The sequence below is a fragment of the Spiroplasma endosymbiont of Colias croceus genome, assembly GCF_964020095.1.
In the GTDB taxonomy this organism is placed as follows: Bacteria; Bacillota_I; Bacilli_A; order Mycoplasmatales; family VBWQ01; genus Spiroplasma_E.
In genome coordinates, this window is the sequence record NZ_OZ026536.1 from 891627 (window position 1) to 907370 (window position 15744).

General features: G+C 22.7%; 15 protein-coding genes, 1 tRNA gene and 2 pseudogenes. 6 read left to right on the forward strand and 12 right to left on the reverse strand.

The features are described from left to right. Window positions 1-45 precede the first annotated feature (45 nt). Window positions 46-834, reverse strand: a complete 789-nt coding sequence (locus AACL24_RS05520) for an ABC transporter ATP-binding protein (RefSeq protein WP_339049141.1) — start codon at window positions 832-834, stop codon at window positions 46-48. A gap of 265 nt (window positions 835-1099) precedes the next feature. Continuing rightward, window positions 1100-1929 (reverse strand): IS5 family transposase gene (locus AACL24_RS05525; protein ID WP_339049142.1). Its coding sequence is split into 2 segments (ribosomal slippage): window positions 1100-1533 and window positions 1533-1929, totalling 831 coding nucleotides; the frame shifts between segments, so codons are not numbered across the junction. Window positions 1930-2095: 166 nt separating this feature from the next. On the opposite strand from AACL24_RS05525, the gene AACL24_RS05530 reads away from it, so the two are divergent. From AACL24_RS05530 to AACL24_RS05540, 3 genes are all read left to right on the forward strand, one after another. After that, window positions 2096-2473: a hypothetical protein gene (locus tag AACL24_RS05530; RefSeq protein ID WP_252319699.1), complete on the forward strand. Its 378-nt coding sequence runs from the start codon at window positions 2096-2098 to the stop codon at window positions 2471-2473. Window positions 2474-2649: 176 nt separating this feature from the next. Continuing rightward, window positions 2650-3479, forward strand: a protein-coding gene (locus tag AACL24_RS05535) for an IS5 family transposase (protein WP_339049143.1) whose coding sequence is annotated in 2 segments (ribosomal slippage) — window positions 2650-3046 and window positions 3046-3479 — 831 coding nt in all. Because the reading frame shifts where the segments join, the coding sequence is not laid out codon by codon here. Between the two features lie 271 nt (window positions 3480-3750). After that, complete coding sequence (locus tag AACL24_RS05540) at window positions 3751-4254, forward strand: hypothetical protein (RefSeq protein ID WP_339049144.1); 504 nt, start codon at window positions 3751-3753, stop codon at window positions 4252-4254. Here the strand turns inward: AACL24_RS05540 and AACL24_RS05545 are convergent. The 10 genes and pseudogenes from AACL24_RS05545 to AACL24_RS05590 all read right to left on the reverse strand — a co-directional run. Further along, window positions 4241-4465, reverse strand: a pseudogene (locus AACL24_RS05545) (transposase); the annotation flags it as partial. The gene AACL24_RS05540 and the pseudogene AACL24_RS05545 sit on opposite strands and share 14 nt — an antisense overlap. 22 nt (window positions 4466-4487) lie before the next feature. Then, window positions 4488-5608 (reverse strand): IS3 family transposase gene (locus tag AACL24_RS05550; RefSeq protein ID WP_339049145.1). Its coding sequence is split into 2 segments (ribosomal slippage): window positions 4488-5365 and window positions 5365-5608, totalling 1122 coding nucleotides; the frame shifts between segments, so codons are not numbered across the junction. A 77-nt stretch (window positions 5609-5685) separates the two neighbouring features. Next, a pseudogene (locus AACL24_RS05555) lies at window positions 5686-6702 on the reverse strand (IS256 family transposase); the annotation flags it as partial. Window positions 6703-6924: 222 nt separating this feature from the next. Next, window positions 6925-9309, reverse strand: coding sequence for an endopeptidase La (gene lon, locus AACL24_RS05560; RefSeq protein ID WP_339049147.1), 2385 nt, complete (start codon window positions 9307-9309; stop codon window positions 6925-6927). 260 nt (window positions 9310-9569) lie between these two features. After that, window positions 9570-10880, reverse strand: coding sequence for a trigger factor (gene tig / locus AACL24_RS05565; RefSeq protein ID WP_339049148.1), 1311 nt, complete (start codon window positions 10878-10880; stop codon window positions 9570-9572). 15 nt (window positions 10881-10895) lie between these two features. Further along, on the reverse strand, window positions 10896-11657 hold the full coding sequence (locus tag AACL24_RS05570; RefSeq protein ID WP_339049149.1) for a DUF3196 family protein: 762 nt from the start codon (window positions 11655-11657) through the stop codon (window positions 10896-10898). Between the two features lie 36 nt (window positions 11658-11693). After that, a tRNA-Arg gene (locus AACL24_RS05575) sits at window positions 11694-11769 on the reverse strand. Between the two features lie 297 nt (window positions 11770-12066). Further along, window positions 12067-12474 carry a transposase family protein gene (locus AACL24_RS05580; RefSeq protein ID WP_339045908.1) on the reverse strand — a complete coding sequence of 136 codons (408 nt, stop codon included), beginning with the start codon at window positions 12472-12474 and terminating at the stop codon, window positions 12067-12069. Window positions 12475-12481: 7 nt separating this feature from the next. Beyond that, complete coding sequence (locus AACL24_RS05585; protein WP_339049150.1) at window positions 12482-12928, reverse strand: transposase family protein; 447 nt, start codon at window positions 12926-12928, stop codon at window positions 12482-12484. A 364-nt stretch (window positions 12929-13292) separates the two neighbouring features. Beyond that, a protein-coding gene (locus tag AACL24_RS05590; RefSeq protein WP_339048175.1) for an IS5 family transposase occupies window positions 13293-14122 on the reverse strand; the annotation gives its coding sequence in 2 pieces (ribosomal slippage) (window positions 13293-13726 and window positions 13726-14122; 831 coding nt in all). A gap of 196 nt (window positions 14123-14318) precedes the next feature. Here AACL24_RS05590 and AACL24_RS05595 point away from each other — a divergent pair. The 3 genes from AACL24_RS05595 (at window position 14319) to AACL24_RS05605 (ending at window position 15739) form a co-directional block, all read left to right on the forward strand. After that, on the forward strand, window positions 14319-14798 hold the full coding sequence (locus AACL24_RS05595; RefSeq protein ID WP_339049151.1) for a hypothetical protein: 480 nt from the start codon (window positions 14319-14321) through the stop codon (window positions 14796-14798). A gap of 87 nt (window positions 14799-14885) precedes the next feature. Beyond that, entirely contained in the window at window positions 14886-15308 is a 423-nt protein-coding gene (locus AACL24_RS05600) for a transposase family protein (protein ID WP_339045912.1), read from the forward strand. Window positions 15309-15331: 23 nt separating this feature from the next. Then, window positions 15332-15739 (forward strand): transposase family protein, encoded by a 408-nt coding sequence (locus tag AACL24_RS05605; protein ID WP_339045908.1) that lies wholly within the window; start codon window positions 15332-15334, stop codon window positions 15737-15739. The last annotated feature ends 5 nt before the right edge of the window (window positions 15740-15744 follow it).

Consider the following 15744-nt stretch of genomic DNA (forward strand, 5'->3'; position numbering starts at 1 on the left):
CTAGAATTAATTAAACATAGTTATTTTTGTAAGTTACACAGATTACTAAACATTACCAGACTTAGCTCATTTTTCATTATTTTCCCCTCCTAATCTTTTTAATAACGCTTCGCTATCATACATACCTATTTTATATTCTTTAAATTTAGTTTTAACATATTCTTCAATACTTCCATATTCTTTAACAACAGTTTTAACATCATTTATACTAATAATTGAACCTTCAAACATGAAGATAATTTGTTGACAAAAACGTTCAATTTCTTGCATATTATGTGAAACAATTAATACTGAAAGATTAGGTTTAATAAAAACTTCTTTTTCTAGTAATTCATAAATTCGCTCACGTACCTCTAAATCTAATCCCGTAGCTAATTCATCTAAAATTAATAAATCCGGTTCAACAATTAATGCTAATAAAATATTTATTTTTTGTTGTTGACCACCCGATAAAGTAATAATAGGTTTATTAATAAATGCTTCGGCGTCCAAATAGTACAATAACTTTTGAATGTCTTCAACAGACTTATTTAAACGATAAGCTCTCATATAATATTGGGCCATATCTCAACCAGTTAAACCACGAGGAAATTTAGTTTCTTGTAATTGCATGCCTATTTTTAAATCAGATTTAATATTAATAGTACCCGTTGTTGGTTTACGAAGTTGGGAAATCATTTCACATAATGTTGTTTTTCCAGTACCATTGGGGCCAACAATACCAATTTTGGCACCAATAGCAATATTCAGACTAACATTTTTAATGACTTCATTACTATCATAGTTTTTACTGACATTAATGATTTCAAAATTATTTTTTTTATCTTTAATCATAATTACTTTCTTCCTATAACTTTATAATTTTATCATAATTACTACATAAATATTACTTGTTTTTTAAGATATAAAAATTAAAATATTAGACTTCTTGCAAAACTATGATATTAATCACATTTTTTAAGTTTAAAAATTTATTTTAATAACACTTTTAATATTTTTTAAAAATTATTGTTAAAATATGTTTTATTTTTTGTCATTAAAATATAACAAAAATTATTATTTCAAATAAAAAAATAAAATATTAAATTATCAAATATATTTAAATTAATAATTGTAAATTATAAATTGAAGCTATTAAATTAAATCTTAATGCAAATTTTTTTCTTCTATTTCGATATTTTTCACTAATAATTTTAAATTTTTTAAGAATCGCAAAAACATGTTCAATAACAACTCTCATTTTTGAAATAGCCTTATTATTTTTCTTTTCTTCTTTAGTTAAAGGGTTTTTCTTTGATTTTCGTTTAGGTAATAAGACATTTTTATGTATGTTTTGTATACCTTGATATCCTAAATCTACTAAAATAGTTGTTTCTGATAAAAATTTCGTTTTTGAATTTTTTAAAATTTTAAAATCATGATTTTTACCATAAGAAAAATAAGAACTTATAATTTTTTTACTATCTTTTTCAATTATGACTTGAGTTTTTATTGTATGTTTTTTCTTTTTTCCTGAATAATATTGTTTTTGACTTTTTTTGGGCGTTGAATAGTACTTTCAGTCACATCAATGATAACTGTTTTATCTTTAAAATTATTATTTAACATTGATTTTTGCCCATCAAGTTGTTGAAAATCAGGATGTTTTATTAAAGTATTTTCTATTCACTTGATATTCCTATAGCAACTACTTTCACTAATTCCATAACTTTTAGCAATATGAAAATAAGTTCGATACTCTCTTCAATATTCTAAAGTCATTAATAAACGATTTTCTAATGATAATTTATTAGGTGTACCACCATTTTTAAACTTTTTTACTTCTTCTGTCTTTAAAATTTCTAGAATTTTATTAAAAATAATATCATTTATACCAGTTAATCTTAATAATTCTGGATTATTAATAGTTTTTAATTTATCAAACATCATAGATTATCTATCTTTTTTATTTTTAATTTTATTTTAAAAATTAAATTTTTAATAGATAGGTTTTGCAAGAAGTCTATTATATAATATAATGTAAACTTCATTAGGTTTTTACTCATTATTTTCATAAAAAGTAAATGAGTTTTTATTTTTAAAAAAGGAGAAAATTATGAAAAAAAATGCACAAAAAAAAGAAATAAAAAAATTAAAAAAAGAGAAAAAAGAATTAGAAAAAAGTTTGAATCCATTTAACAAAAATTTTAGTCTTAATAATAAAGAAAAGGTATTAAAAGAAATTGCTTTAATCAATGAAAAAATTATTAACTTAAAACAAAAATTATTAGTAGATTATGAAGAAGATTTAGATGAAATTGAAAATGGAAATCTAGAATTTAATTTCAACATCCAACAGTTAAATAATGAAGATCAATATTTAAAAGATAGTACTTTTCTAATAACTAATGATGATATAAATAGTATAAATTCAGAAGAATTAATTAATATGCAATATGGTAAAAAATGTTGTCCACCATGCACAATTTTCTAATTTTAAATATTTTTATATAAAAATTTAAATAATTATTAATAACAACACTTTTATTATTCATAATTTAATTTTTGAATTATAAAATTAAAATAATATATAATAGACTTCTTGCAAAACCTATCTATTAAAAATTTAATTTTTAAAATAAAATTAAAAATAAAAAAGATAGGTAATCTATGATGTTTGATAAATTAAAAACTATTAATAATCCAGAATTATTAAGATTAACTGGTATAAATGATATTATTTTTAATAAAATTCTAGAAATTTTAAAGACAGAAGAAGTAAAAAAGTTTAAAAATGGTGGTACACCTAATAAATTATCATTAGAAAATCGTTTATTAATGACTTTAGAATATTGAAGAGAGTATCGAACTTATTTTCATATTGCTAAAAGTTATGGAATTAGTGAAAGTAGTTGCTATAGGAATATCAAGTGAATAGAAAATACTTTAATAAAACATCCTGATTTTCAACAACTTTATGGGCAAAAATCACTGTTAAATAATAATTTTAAAGATAAAACAGTTATCATTGATGTGACTGAAAGTACTATTCAACGCCCAAAAAAAGTCAAAAACAATATTATTCAGGAAAAAAGAAAAAACATACAATAAAAACTCAAGTCATAATTGAAAAAGATAGTAAAAAAATTATAAGTTCTTATTTTTCTTATGGTAAAAATCATGATTTTAAAATTTTAAAAAATTCAAAAACGAAATTTTTATCAGAAACAACTATTTTAGTAGATTTAGGATATCAAGGTATACAAAACATACATAAAAATGTCTTATTACCTAAACGAAAATCAAAGAAAAACCCTTTAACTAAAGAAGAAAAGAAAAATAATAAGGCTATTTCAAAAATGAGAGTTGTTATTGAACATGTTTTTGCGATTCTTAAAAAATTTAAAATTATTAGTGAAAAATATCGAAATAGAAGAAAAAAATTTGCATTAAGATTTAATTTAATAGCTTCAATTTATAATTTACAATTATTAATTTAAATATATTTGATAATTTAATATTTTATTTTTTTATTTGAAATAATAATTTTTGTTGTATTTTAATGACAAAAAATAAAACATATTTTGAACAATAATTTTTAAAAAATATTAAAAGTGTTATTAAAATAAATTTTTAAACTTAAAAAATGTGATTAATATCATAGTTTTGCAAGAAGTCTAATATAAAAACAAACTTGATCAAAGTTTTAACCCATTACTTTATTTTAAAAGTAAAGGGTTTTTTATTTTTTAAAAGAGGAGACATTAAAAAATGGATATTAATGATTTAGAAAGAGAAGTTAACTTTATAGCAGATAATTATCATATTATTAATCTTTATTTACATTTTCCAATTGAAACTTATAGTAAAGATTACAATGATATTTTTGACTTTTGACAAAATAATAAAAAAAATACTCAAAATCATCATCAATTTTTAAATAAAAAAATAAAAACTTTAGAATCTTTAAAAAAATTAGAAAATAATTTTATAAATTCAATAAATAACCTATCAAAAAAATTAAATAATAAAAAAATAAATAAAATAATAAAAGTACTTACTATTGGATTATTTAATTGAAATAAAAAAATAGAAACAAAAATAACTATTTTAACAAAAATCAAAGAAATTAAACAACAAAATTTAGTAAAAATAAATGAACTAATATTACGAATTAACAAAAAAAATATAATTAATAATGTAAATTCAGAAATTAATTTGAGGCTTTTTAATAATCTGTGTTTCTTTGTTTTACAAAGTACTAGTTTAGATTAATTCTATATTCAAATTTTATCATAAAATGAGCAATTGCTGTATTTCAATTTTGAATGGGGATTGTTCATTTTTTTGTTATATTGTCAATTGCTAAATAAAATATTTTAAAAACTGACATATCGTTAGGAAAAACTTTTTTATTTCTGATGACTTTTCGTAATTGACTATTAACAGATTCAATAGCATTTGTGGTATAAATTACCCTTTTTATGGAATGGCAACACTTTTTAGGACTATTTTTTGGTAAACATTTGTTGTTGATATTTAACTGGAGTTAAGTAGTTTAAAGTGCTGTGAATTCTTATATTGTTATATCAATTGATGTAATCAAATAATTCTAATTTTAATTGGATTAATGATGTAAAATTTTTATCATTAATAAATTCGGTTTTAAAAGTTTTAAAAGTTGCTTCAGCAACAGCATTATCATAAGGACAACCTTTGTTACTTAAAGAACGGTTAATGTTGAATGCTAGTAAAAGTTTATCAATAATTTTATTGTTAAATTCATTACCGCGATCACTATAAAATATTTGAATATCTTTTAAACAGCGATTTGATTGCATAAATGCTTGATGTACTAATGATGCATCTTTTTTAACTCCAACACTATGTCTGATAATTTCGCGGTTAAATAGGTCTATTAATAGGCAAATATAGTTTCACCTACCATTAACTTGTACATAAGTTAAATCACTAACAATAACTTCATTTTTAATCCTATTCTTAAATTTTCTATTAACAAGATTAGTTATTTGACTATCGTTAACTTTGTTATTATGATTTTTGAATGATAATTTAGTATATTTTGATATTAAATTATATTCATTCATAATTTTTTTAATTTTTCTGCGCGATAAATAAATTTCTTGGTTTTCTAGAATTTTTTTTAATCTTCTAGTACCATAAACTTCTTTATTTTCTTTAAAAGCACTAATAACAGCTTCATCATAAATATTATTTTTGATTTTATTTTCTTTTTTCTTTAAATTAAAATAATATGTTGATTTAGATATTTTTAAAAAACGACACATTGTGCGAATTTTATATTTAGCTTTATTTTTGACAATAATTTCTATTTTCTGCCTATTATTAGTGCTGCTTGCTTTAAAATATCATTTTCCATTCGTAATTGCTTTAATTCTTTTCTTAATTTAATTAATTCATTTTCTTCAAAAGAACGATTATCTTTAGTTTTAAAACTTCCTGAATTACTAAATTGCTTAATTCAATTGTAAGTAGCTGCTCTTGTAACATTATATTCTTTAGCAAGGCAAGATACTGATTTGCCACTTTGATATAAAGCTACTATTTGTTTTTTAAATTCATCGGTATATGAGTTAATATTGGCCATAATTATAGTTCCTTTCTTTTAACAAATTTGTTTACTTGTCTACGTAATTAGTGTCCAATAAATTGTAACCCATCCATTATTTCTGCAGGATAACTAATAAAAACCATTAAATTATCTCAATTTTTATATCAAGATTTAGCAATTTGTGGATATTGTTTAGTTCATTTATTTTCAAATGATTCTAAAGCTTGCATTGCTTGTTCTTCACTACATGCAGTATAAATTGGTTTTAAATCTGCAACTAGAGATTTTCTATGCTTATATGAGACATATTTCAAACTATTTCTAATTTGATGAACGATGCATAATTGATGTTCGGTTTTAGGATAAACTGATTGTATTGCTTCTGACATGCCTGTTAAATTATCACTAGAAGCAATCAGAATATCATTTAAGCCACGATTTTTCATTTCTGTGAAATTGGCTAATCAAAATTTAGAACCTTCATTTTCACTAATTCATAAACCTAAAACATCTTTTTTACCTTCTAAATCAACTCCTAAAGCTATATAAACTGATTTATTAATAATCCGTTTATCTTGTCGTACTTTAACTACTATACAATCAAAATAAACAATCGGATAAACACTATCTAATGGTCGATTTTGCCATGCTTTGACGTCATCAATAACATCATCAGTAATTTGACTAATAACACTTTCACTAATATCAGCACCATGATATAACTCTTGTAATTGCATTCTAATATCTGATAATGTCATACCTTTTGCATATAAAGAAAGAACTTGTTGATCAAAACCATCAAATCTTCTTTGTCTTTTTGCAACTATTACAGGATTAAAATTACTATTACGATCTCTTGGTACATCAATTTGAATTTTACCTTGTTGGGTTATTAATTTTTTTGAACTTATACCATTACGAGCATTGTCACTATTACTATGTTGATTCTTATCATATCCTAAATAATTTTGCATCTCAGAATTCAACATTTTTTCTACTAATCTTTTTGTTAATTCTTTATATAATCCTCCCTTTTTAAAAACTGTTGTTAAATCTTCAGTATTTTCTAATAATAAATCTACTGCTTGTGATATTCGATCATTATTATTAATATTTTGCTTTTTAGCCATCTGTAACTCACTCTTTCTAGAAAATTAATTATATTTACTAGAACTAATTAAACATAGTTATTTTTGTAAGTTACACAGATTACTAAACATTACCATTAATTTTTCTGTAACAAATAAAAGTAAATCAAATTTATCACAAATATAAAAATATAAAAAAAGTAAATACTTGTTTTTAGTATTTACTTTTTTTAAAGTTATAGTTATTAATAATTTAATTAGATTTTAACCTTCATCAATAATACTTGAAGTTGGTTTAATATTATTAATAGGTGAGTGAATTTTTGCTTTATGTTTATTAAAAATAAAATCATATACTTCAGAATAAAATTCAACTGAAACAATATTTAATTTTTTCTTTACTTCTTCTGGAATATCTTCTAAGTCTTTTATATTAGCTTTTGGAATTAAAATTGTTTTTAGTCCACTACGATGAGCAGAAATTGATTTTTCTTTTAATCCACCAATTGGTAATACATGACCACGAAGTGTAATTTCACCTGTCATACCAATATCTTTTGATACAGGTCTACTTGTCAGAGCAGAAATAATTGCAGTTGTTAAAGTAATACCAGCACTTGGACCATCCTTTGGCACTGCTCCTTCAGGAACATGGATATGAATATCATGTTCTGCAAAGAAAGTATCAGGAATATTGAAAGTAATAGCATTTGCTTTAATATAATCTAAAGCAATAGTAGCAGATTCTTTCATGACCTCACCTAATTTACCAGTTAATACCAAATTACCTTTTCCTTTAAAGTAGTTTACTTCAATTGGTAAGATATCACCACCATATTGAGTATAAGCAAGACCAGTTACCACTCCAATTTGTGATTCATTTTCTTTTTTAGTATAATCGAAAATTTGTTTTCCTAAATAATCTTTAACATTATCAGCAACAATTTCTTCAGTACTAATTTTTTTATTTAAAAGTTTAACAATAAATTTACGAGCAATTTTATTTAATAATCTTTCTAACTGTCGAACACCTGATTCTCTTGTATAATATTTAATTATTTCTTCAATTGAATTTGGTTTAAATTTTAACATTTTATTATTTAAACCAGTAATTTCAATAACACGAGGAATTAAATATTTTTTTGCAATTTCAAGTTTTTCTAATTCTGTATATGAAGAAAGTTCAATAATTTCCATTCGATCTTTTAATGGTTCAGGAATACCTTCCATATAATTAGCTGTTGCTAGAAACATAACTTGTGATAAATCATAATTTTCTTCAATATAATGATCTGAAAAATTAGCATTTTGTTCAGGATCTAATACTTCTAACATAGCACTAGCTGGATCACCACGATAATCAGATGACATTTTATCAATTTCATCTAATAAAAATAATGGATTAATAACTTTAGCACGTTTCATACCTTGGATAATTCTTCCTGGCATCGCACCAATATAAGTTTTACGATGACCACGAATTTCAGATTCATCTTTAACTCCACCAAGTGAAATTTTAACGAAAGTACGCCCCATCGCTTCAGCAATTGATTTAGCTAAAGAAGTCTTACCAACACCAGGAGGGCCAACTAAACAAATAATTTGTCCTGGCATTGCCTTAGCCATTTTTTTAACAGCAAGATATTCAATAATTCTTTCTTTAACTTTTTCTAAACCATAGTGATATTTATCAAGAATTTTTTTTGCATTAATTAAATCAAATTTTTCTTCACTTTTTTGAAATCAAGGTAAAGTCATCATTCAATCAATGTATGTACGAATTATATTTGATTCACTTGAAGCTTGCGGCATATCTTCATAACGACTAATTTCTTCTTTAACACGCGTTTTGATTGCTTCAGGAAACTCTTCTGTTTCTAAGCGTTCTAAATAACGTTTCATTTCATTAGACTTACCATCAATTTCGCCTAATTCTTCTTTAATAGCACGCAATCTTTCTCGTAAATAATATTCACGTTGTTGTTCATCAATACGATCTTTAATTTTAGCTGTTAAATCCTTTTCAATGGCACCAACTTGTTTTTGACCACCAACATCTTTCAATAATAAATCTAAACGTTTATTAATATCAGTTTCTTGTAAAATTTCTTGGCGTTTATTAATAGTTAAAAATGGTAAAAATTGAGCCATTTTATCAATAATTTCACTAGCTTTCATTCCATCGGTGATTTGACTAATTACACCTTGTGGAATTGAACCATGAACATCTAAAATCTGTTGTAAATTATTTACAATTCTTTGAATCAACTCTTCTTCTAATGATTTTGAAACATTAGGACTAACTAAAGTTTCAGCATCTCCTGTATAAAATTTATCATCATAAAACTTAGAAACTTTAACTCTTTGTTGTCCATAAAAAGATACGGTAAGTGTACCATCATTATGACTTTTTTGAATTTGCACTTTACACAAAGTACCATGATTGTAGACTTCACTTAATTGCGGATTATCTACTTTCGGATCCTTTTGCGAAACTAAAATAATTTCTGAATTAAACTTAGCTACCGATTCATTAATTGCCGCTACTGATTTATGTCTGCCAACTTCTAGTTCTATTTCAACTGTTGGGAAAACAAAACTTCCTCTTGTTACTAGTACTGGAATATTAGTAATATTTTTTATCTTCATTGTCTCACCTCAAATAATGTATTAACTGGATTATAATATAAAACATTAGCACTTGCAATAGTTAATTGCTAAAATATCTAATTTTTGATTTATACTATACTATTACAGCAGCACTTATTAATTCATATTTAATTTATACTAGTAGTATTTTATTACATTTATTTTTTTTTTGATAATTTTTACTTTTTGAAAAAAATAAACGATAAAATAACCTAATTATTAAATTGGTAATTAGGTTATATAATAATTATCAAATTAAATTAAGCACTTGTTGTTTGCTTTTGGTTTTTACCGTTACTTTCTCATAATAAATCAAAGGCTTTATTACGTTTTAGGGTAGTAGTAACTAAACTTAAATCTTTAATATTTGCTTTAACTTCTTCAATGCTTATTTTAAATTGGTCGGCAAATGTTGTTAATTGTTTTTGAACTTCTTCTTCGGTAATTTCTATTTTTTCTTGTTTAATAATTTCTTCAATAACTAAAAAATTCTGAAGTTGCATAATTGCATCCTTTTTTATTTCATTAATAATTTCTTCATGAGATAAACCAGTTGCTGCCATATAGTTTTCAATTGTAAAGTTTTGATTAGCTAATTGTTTTTTAAATTCATTTTCTAAACGTTCAGTTTCATTTTTAACAGCAAAACTTGGAATTATTATTTTTGAATCTTTAACAATTTTAGCAATAAGTTCTTCCATAAATTGTTCCTTAATTGTCATTGTTTTTTGTACTTCAATTTGTTTTTTAATATTTTCTAATAATTGTTCAGTAGTAGTAACATCTGGAATGTTAACATCTTTTACTAATTCTTCTAAATCTTCATTAATAACTTTTGTTTTTATTTCGTTTAATTCAATTTCAAATTGTACTAATTGACCTTTTAAATTTGGAACATGATAATCTTCTGGGAAAGTTACTTCAATAGTTTTTTTAGATTTAGGTTCCATACCGATCATTCCTTCTTCAAAACCAGGAATAAATTTACCAGAACCAATTTCTAATTCCATGTTTTTAGCTTCACCGCCAGGGAATTTTTTACCGTCTAAAAAACCAGTGAAATTAAAAACTGCAGTATCATCTTTTTCTAATTTTCCTTTTTCTTTTGGATTAAAAATAGCAAAACGATCTTGTAATAGTTTAATTTGAGTATCAATTTCTTCTTGATTAACAGTTGCTACAGGTTTTACTATATCAATACCATGATATTTACCAATAGTAATTTCTGCTGGTAAATCAAATACAAACATTATTTCACACTCTTTAATAGTAGATTTTTCCACATTAACTTCGGGTTGATTAGTAGGCATTAAGTTAGGTTTTTGTTTTAAGGCAAAATCATAAGCAATAGTAATAACTGCTTTAGTTGCTGTTTGTAAAGTTTGTTCTTCAGTTACATGTTTTTTAGCCATTTTAGTAGGAACTTTTCCTTTACGAAATCCAGGAATTTCTACTTGTGCAATCAATTTATTTTCAGCTTTTGCCAATTGATCTTTTCAAGTTTTAGTATCAATGGTAACATGTCATTTTCCAAGACCATTTTTTTCATCTTTTATAATATTTAATGTCATTTTTCAAATCTCTCCTTATGTAATTTGTTGTTGAATCATAATACTTAAGTATTTTTTTATTAAAGTAGTAGTAGTTTTAAATTTTTTAGCACTTTCTACCAATTTTACACTAATAAACTGGAAACTACAAGCACGAATATACAAAGCAGCTGCTAATGCTGCTGCTTGATTTTTATTAGGTAATGTTGGAAACAAATTCTCAAAATAACTATCCAATAAAAACAAGCAAATACCATAAATACCTGGATTATCAATATGAACTTTATCTTCAAATATTTTTGTAATTTTTAAATAAACGAGTGATTCCTGTCATTGTGTTATTTTTTTTGGATTAATTTTAAATGTATCATGACCTTTTATTACTTCTATTTCTTCATCAATACCTTGATTATTTAATATAAATAATAGTTGTGTTTTATTTATATTATTTATATTTTTATTTGTAAGATAAATCTTAATTGTTGGCAAAATTAACCTAGCATTATGACTTTGTAAATAATAAAATGCAACCGGATGAAGATCTTCATCAAATGGATTCATTAATACACGACTTATTCTCTCTAAATTTCACTCATGACTTTCATTTTTACTATTTAATCTAATATGAGTAGTAATATTATGATGTAACTCTTGTAATGTAATTTCATGATGAATAGGAATATAAGGCATCTCTAATTCATGTTTGACCAACTTCATTGCTTGATCTCATTTATTTTCACTAATGAGGTGGTTAATTTTACCAATAATGTCTTGATAATAATTGTCATGATTTATCATTATTTAGTTAAACCTTCTTAGTATTTTAAAATTTAATGGCGCCCACGAGAAGATTCGAACTTCTGACCCCCGCCTTAGAAGGGCGGTGCTCTATCCACTGAGCTACGTGGGCATAACATTTACCATAAGTAATCTTAACTTGTTTGATTAAAAAATGCAATTATTAATTGGTTACTTTTCAATAAAAAAATAATATTATTATATTTAGGACATATTCCGTAATTAAATTTAATTAATTGTCAATAAAATTGTTTTAAAACTATTTAGTTTTATTGAATATAGAAATAAATATTTTTTGAAAAAATAGTTTAAAAAATGAGTTTACATTTTAAACAAAAAATTGTTAATAATATTTTTATATTAACTCGATAAAAATTTAAATTTTAAAAAAATATTTTTAATATTTTTTTTATTTTAATGGTTTTATTTTATTAAAAATTTCACAAAGTAAGTTAAATCTTAAGTACATAAGTCTAAATTTAGATTTTCTACATTTATTTACTAAAATTTTGAATCTTTTCAATCAAGCAAAGACATGTTCAACTTTAATTCTAATTTTAGATACAATCTTATTGTATTTTCTTTCTTGTTTAGTTAATTTTTTATTTTTAGTTCTTTTAATTGGTATTATTGTATTTTTATAAATATTTTGTATACCTTGATATCCTAAATCACCAATAATTATTGTTTTTTCTGAAAATTCAAGATTTGAATTTTTTAATATTTGAAAATCATGCACTTTACCATTATCAGCAAAAATATCAACAATTTTTTTATTAAAAAAATCATATACAATTTGAAATTTTATAGAATACATTCAACTTTTACCAGAAAAATATTCTAACTGTAGTTTTTTTAGTTGGTCTTTCAATTTCAATCTCAGTTGAATCAATTAAATAAAATTGAAATTCATTTGAATTTTCTTGTTTTTTATCAATTTTTAATTTATATCTTTCTTTTAAAAATTGGTAATCTTTGTGGTTACTAAGTTTATTTTCTACTCAAGTAATATTTCGAAAACAACTTGATGGGCTCATTTTAGATTTAATACTCATTTGAAAAAAAGTATAATATTCTTTTCAGTATAATAAAGTCATCATTAATCTTTCTTCTACTGAAAGTTTATTTTTTCGACCTTTATTTTTTTCTAATTTTTCTATTTCAATTAATTTTTCTAACATTTCATTAAAATGAAAACGTTTTATACCAAAATATCTATAAAATTCTTCATTTTTTAATTTTTTTAATTTTTTTAAATTTTCAAAAATCATTTTTATCAACACTTTTCTAAATTTATTGTTAATAACAAAATTATAAAATAAATTTTAAAATTATTAATTGACTTTTAAAAAATTTAATTACGGAATATGTCTTTAATATTATTTTGATATTTCATTATGTACTTTTAAGCAATAATTTTTTTTAAAAAAATAAAATATTTTCATTTTTTTATATTAGACTTCTTGCAAAACTATGATATTAATCACATTTTTTAAGTTTAAAAATTTATTTTAATAACACTTTTAATATTTTTTAAAAATTATTGTTCAAAATATGTTTTATTTTTTGTCATTAAAATACAACAAAAATTATTATTTCAAATAAAAAAATAAAATATTAAATTATCAAATATATTTAAATTAATAATTGTAAATTATAAATTGAAGCTATTAAATTAAATCTTAATGCAAATTTTTTTCTTCTATTTCGATATTTTTCACTAATAATTTTAAATTTTTTAAGAATCGCAAAAACATGTTCAATAACAACTCTCATTTTTGAAATAGCCTTATTATTTTTCTTTTCTTCTTTAGTTAAAGGGTTTTTCTTTGATTTTCGTTTAGGTAATAAGACATTTTTATGTATGTTTTGTATACCTTGATATCCTAAATCTACTAAAATAGTTGTTTCTGATAAAAATTTCGTTTTTGAATTTTTTAAAATTTTAAAATCATGATTTTTACCATAAGAAAAATAAGAACTTATAATTTTTTTACTATCTTTTTCAATTATGACTTGAGTTTTTATTGTATGTTTTTTCTTTTTTCCTGAATAATATTGTTTTTGACTTTTTTTGGGCGTTGAATAGTACTTTCAGTCACATCAATGATAACTGTTTTATCTTTAAAATTATTATTTAACAGTGATTTTTGCCCATCAAGTTGTTGAAAATCAGGATGTTTTATTAAAGTATTTTCTATTCACTTGATATTCCTATAGCAACTACTTTCACTAATTCCATAACTTTTAGCAATATGAAAATAAGTTCGATACTCTCTTCAATATTCTAAAGTCATTAATAAACGATTTTCTAATGATAATTTATTAGGTGTAGCACCATTTTTAAACTTTTTTACTTCTTCTGTCTTTAAAATTTCTAGAATTTTATTAAAAATAATATCATTTATACCAGTTAATCTTAATAATTCTGGATTGTTAATAGTTTTTAATTTATCAAACATCATAGATTACCTATCTTTTTTATTTTTAATTTTATTTTAAAAATTAAATTTTTAATAGATAGGTTTTGCAAGAAGTCTATTATAATAATTTTTGTAATTTAATAATTGTTCAATAATTGTTCATTCCTAATATAGAAATTATTTCTATATTAGGATTTTTATTAAATTAAATATTGAAAAAGAAAAGGAAAAAAATATTATGTCTAGTGAAATAAGTACAAAAAGAAAAGTAATTGCTGGTGTCACAATAACTACAGGAACATTAACAACAACTGCAGGAATAACAGCAGCTTGTATTGCTGCAGCACCTATGACTGGTGGTGCTTTATTATTACCAGCTGCTATTGGTGGAATTGCTGTTGGTACAACTTTAATAGCTAGTGGAATGGCTACTACTACAAATTTTGGAAGAAAAGAATCAAGAATTAACAAATTTTTAAGAACAAATCCTACTATCCCCACAGTAAGAGTATCAAAAGAAAATGTTAATCCTAATGACATTAAAGAATCACGATTTAACGAATTTTTAAGATTAAGTGGTTTTGTTTCTACAAAAAGAGTATCAAAAGCAAATATTACTCCTGATTACATTAAAGTATCTAATGAACTAGCAAATTCATCAAAAGAACCAGTTATGAGAACCAGAAGTTTAACAGTAACTTCTAGACATATTCCGTAATTAAATTTTTTAAAAGTCAATTAATAATTTTAAAATTTATTTTATAATTTTGTTATTAACAATAAATTTAGAAAAGTGTTGATAAAAATGATTTTTGAAAATTTAAAAAAATTAAAAAATGAAGAATTTTATAGATATTTTGGTATAAAACGTTTTCATTTTAATGAAATGTTAGAAAAATTAATTGAAATAGAAAAATTAGAAAAAAATAAAGGTCGAAAAAATAAACTTTCAGTAGAAGAAAGATTAATGATGACTTTATTATACTGAAAAGAATATTATACTTTTTTTCAAATGAGTATTAAATCTAAAATGAGCCCATCAAGTTGTTTTCGAAATATTACTTGAGTAGAAAATAAACTTAGTAACCACAAAGATTACCAATTTTTAAAAGAAAGATATAAATTAAAAATTGATAAAAAACAAGAAAATTCAAATGAATTTCAATTTTATTTAATTGATTCAACTGAGATTGAAATTGAAAGACCAACTAAAAAAAACTACAGTTAGAATATTTTTCTGGTAAAAGTTGAATGTATTCTATAAAATTTCAAATTGTATATGATTTTTTTAATAAAAAAATTGTTGATATTTTTGCTGATAATGGTAAAGTGCATGATTTTCAAATATTAAAAAATTCAAATCTTGAATTTTCAGAAAAAACAATAATTATTGGTGATTTAGGATATCAAGGTATACAAAATATTTATAAAAATACAATAATACCAATTAAAAGAACTAAAAATAAAAAATTAACTAAACAAGAAAGAAAATACAATAAGATTGTATCTAAAATTAGAATTAAAGTTGAACATGTCTTTGCTTGATTGAAAAGATTCAAAATTTTAGTAAATAAATGTAGAAAATCTAAATTTAGACTTATGTACTTAAGATTTAACTTACTTTGTGAAATTTTTAATAAAATAAAACCATTAAAATAAAAAAA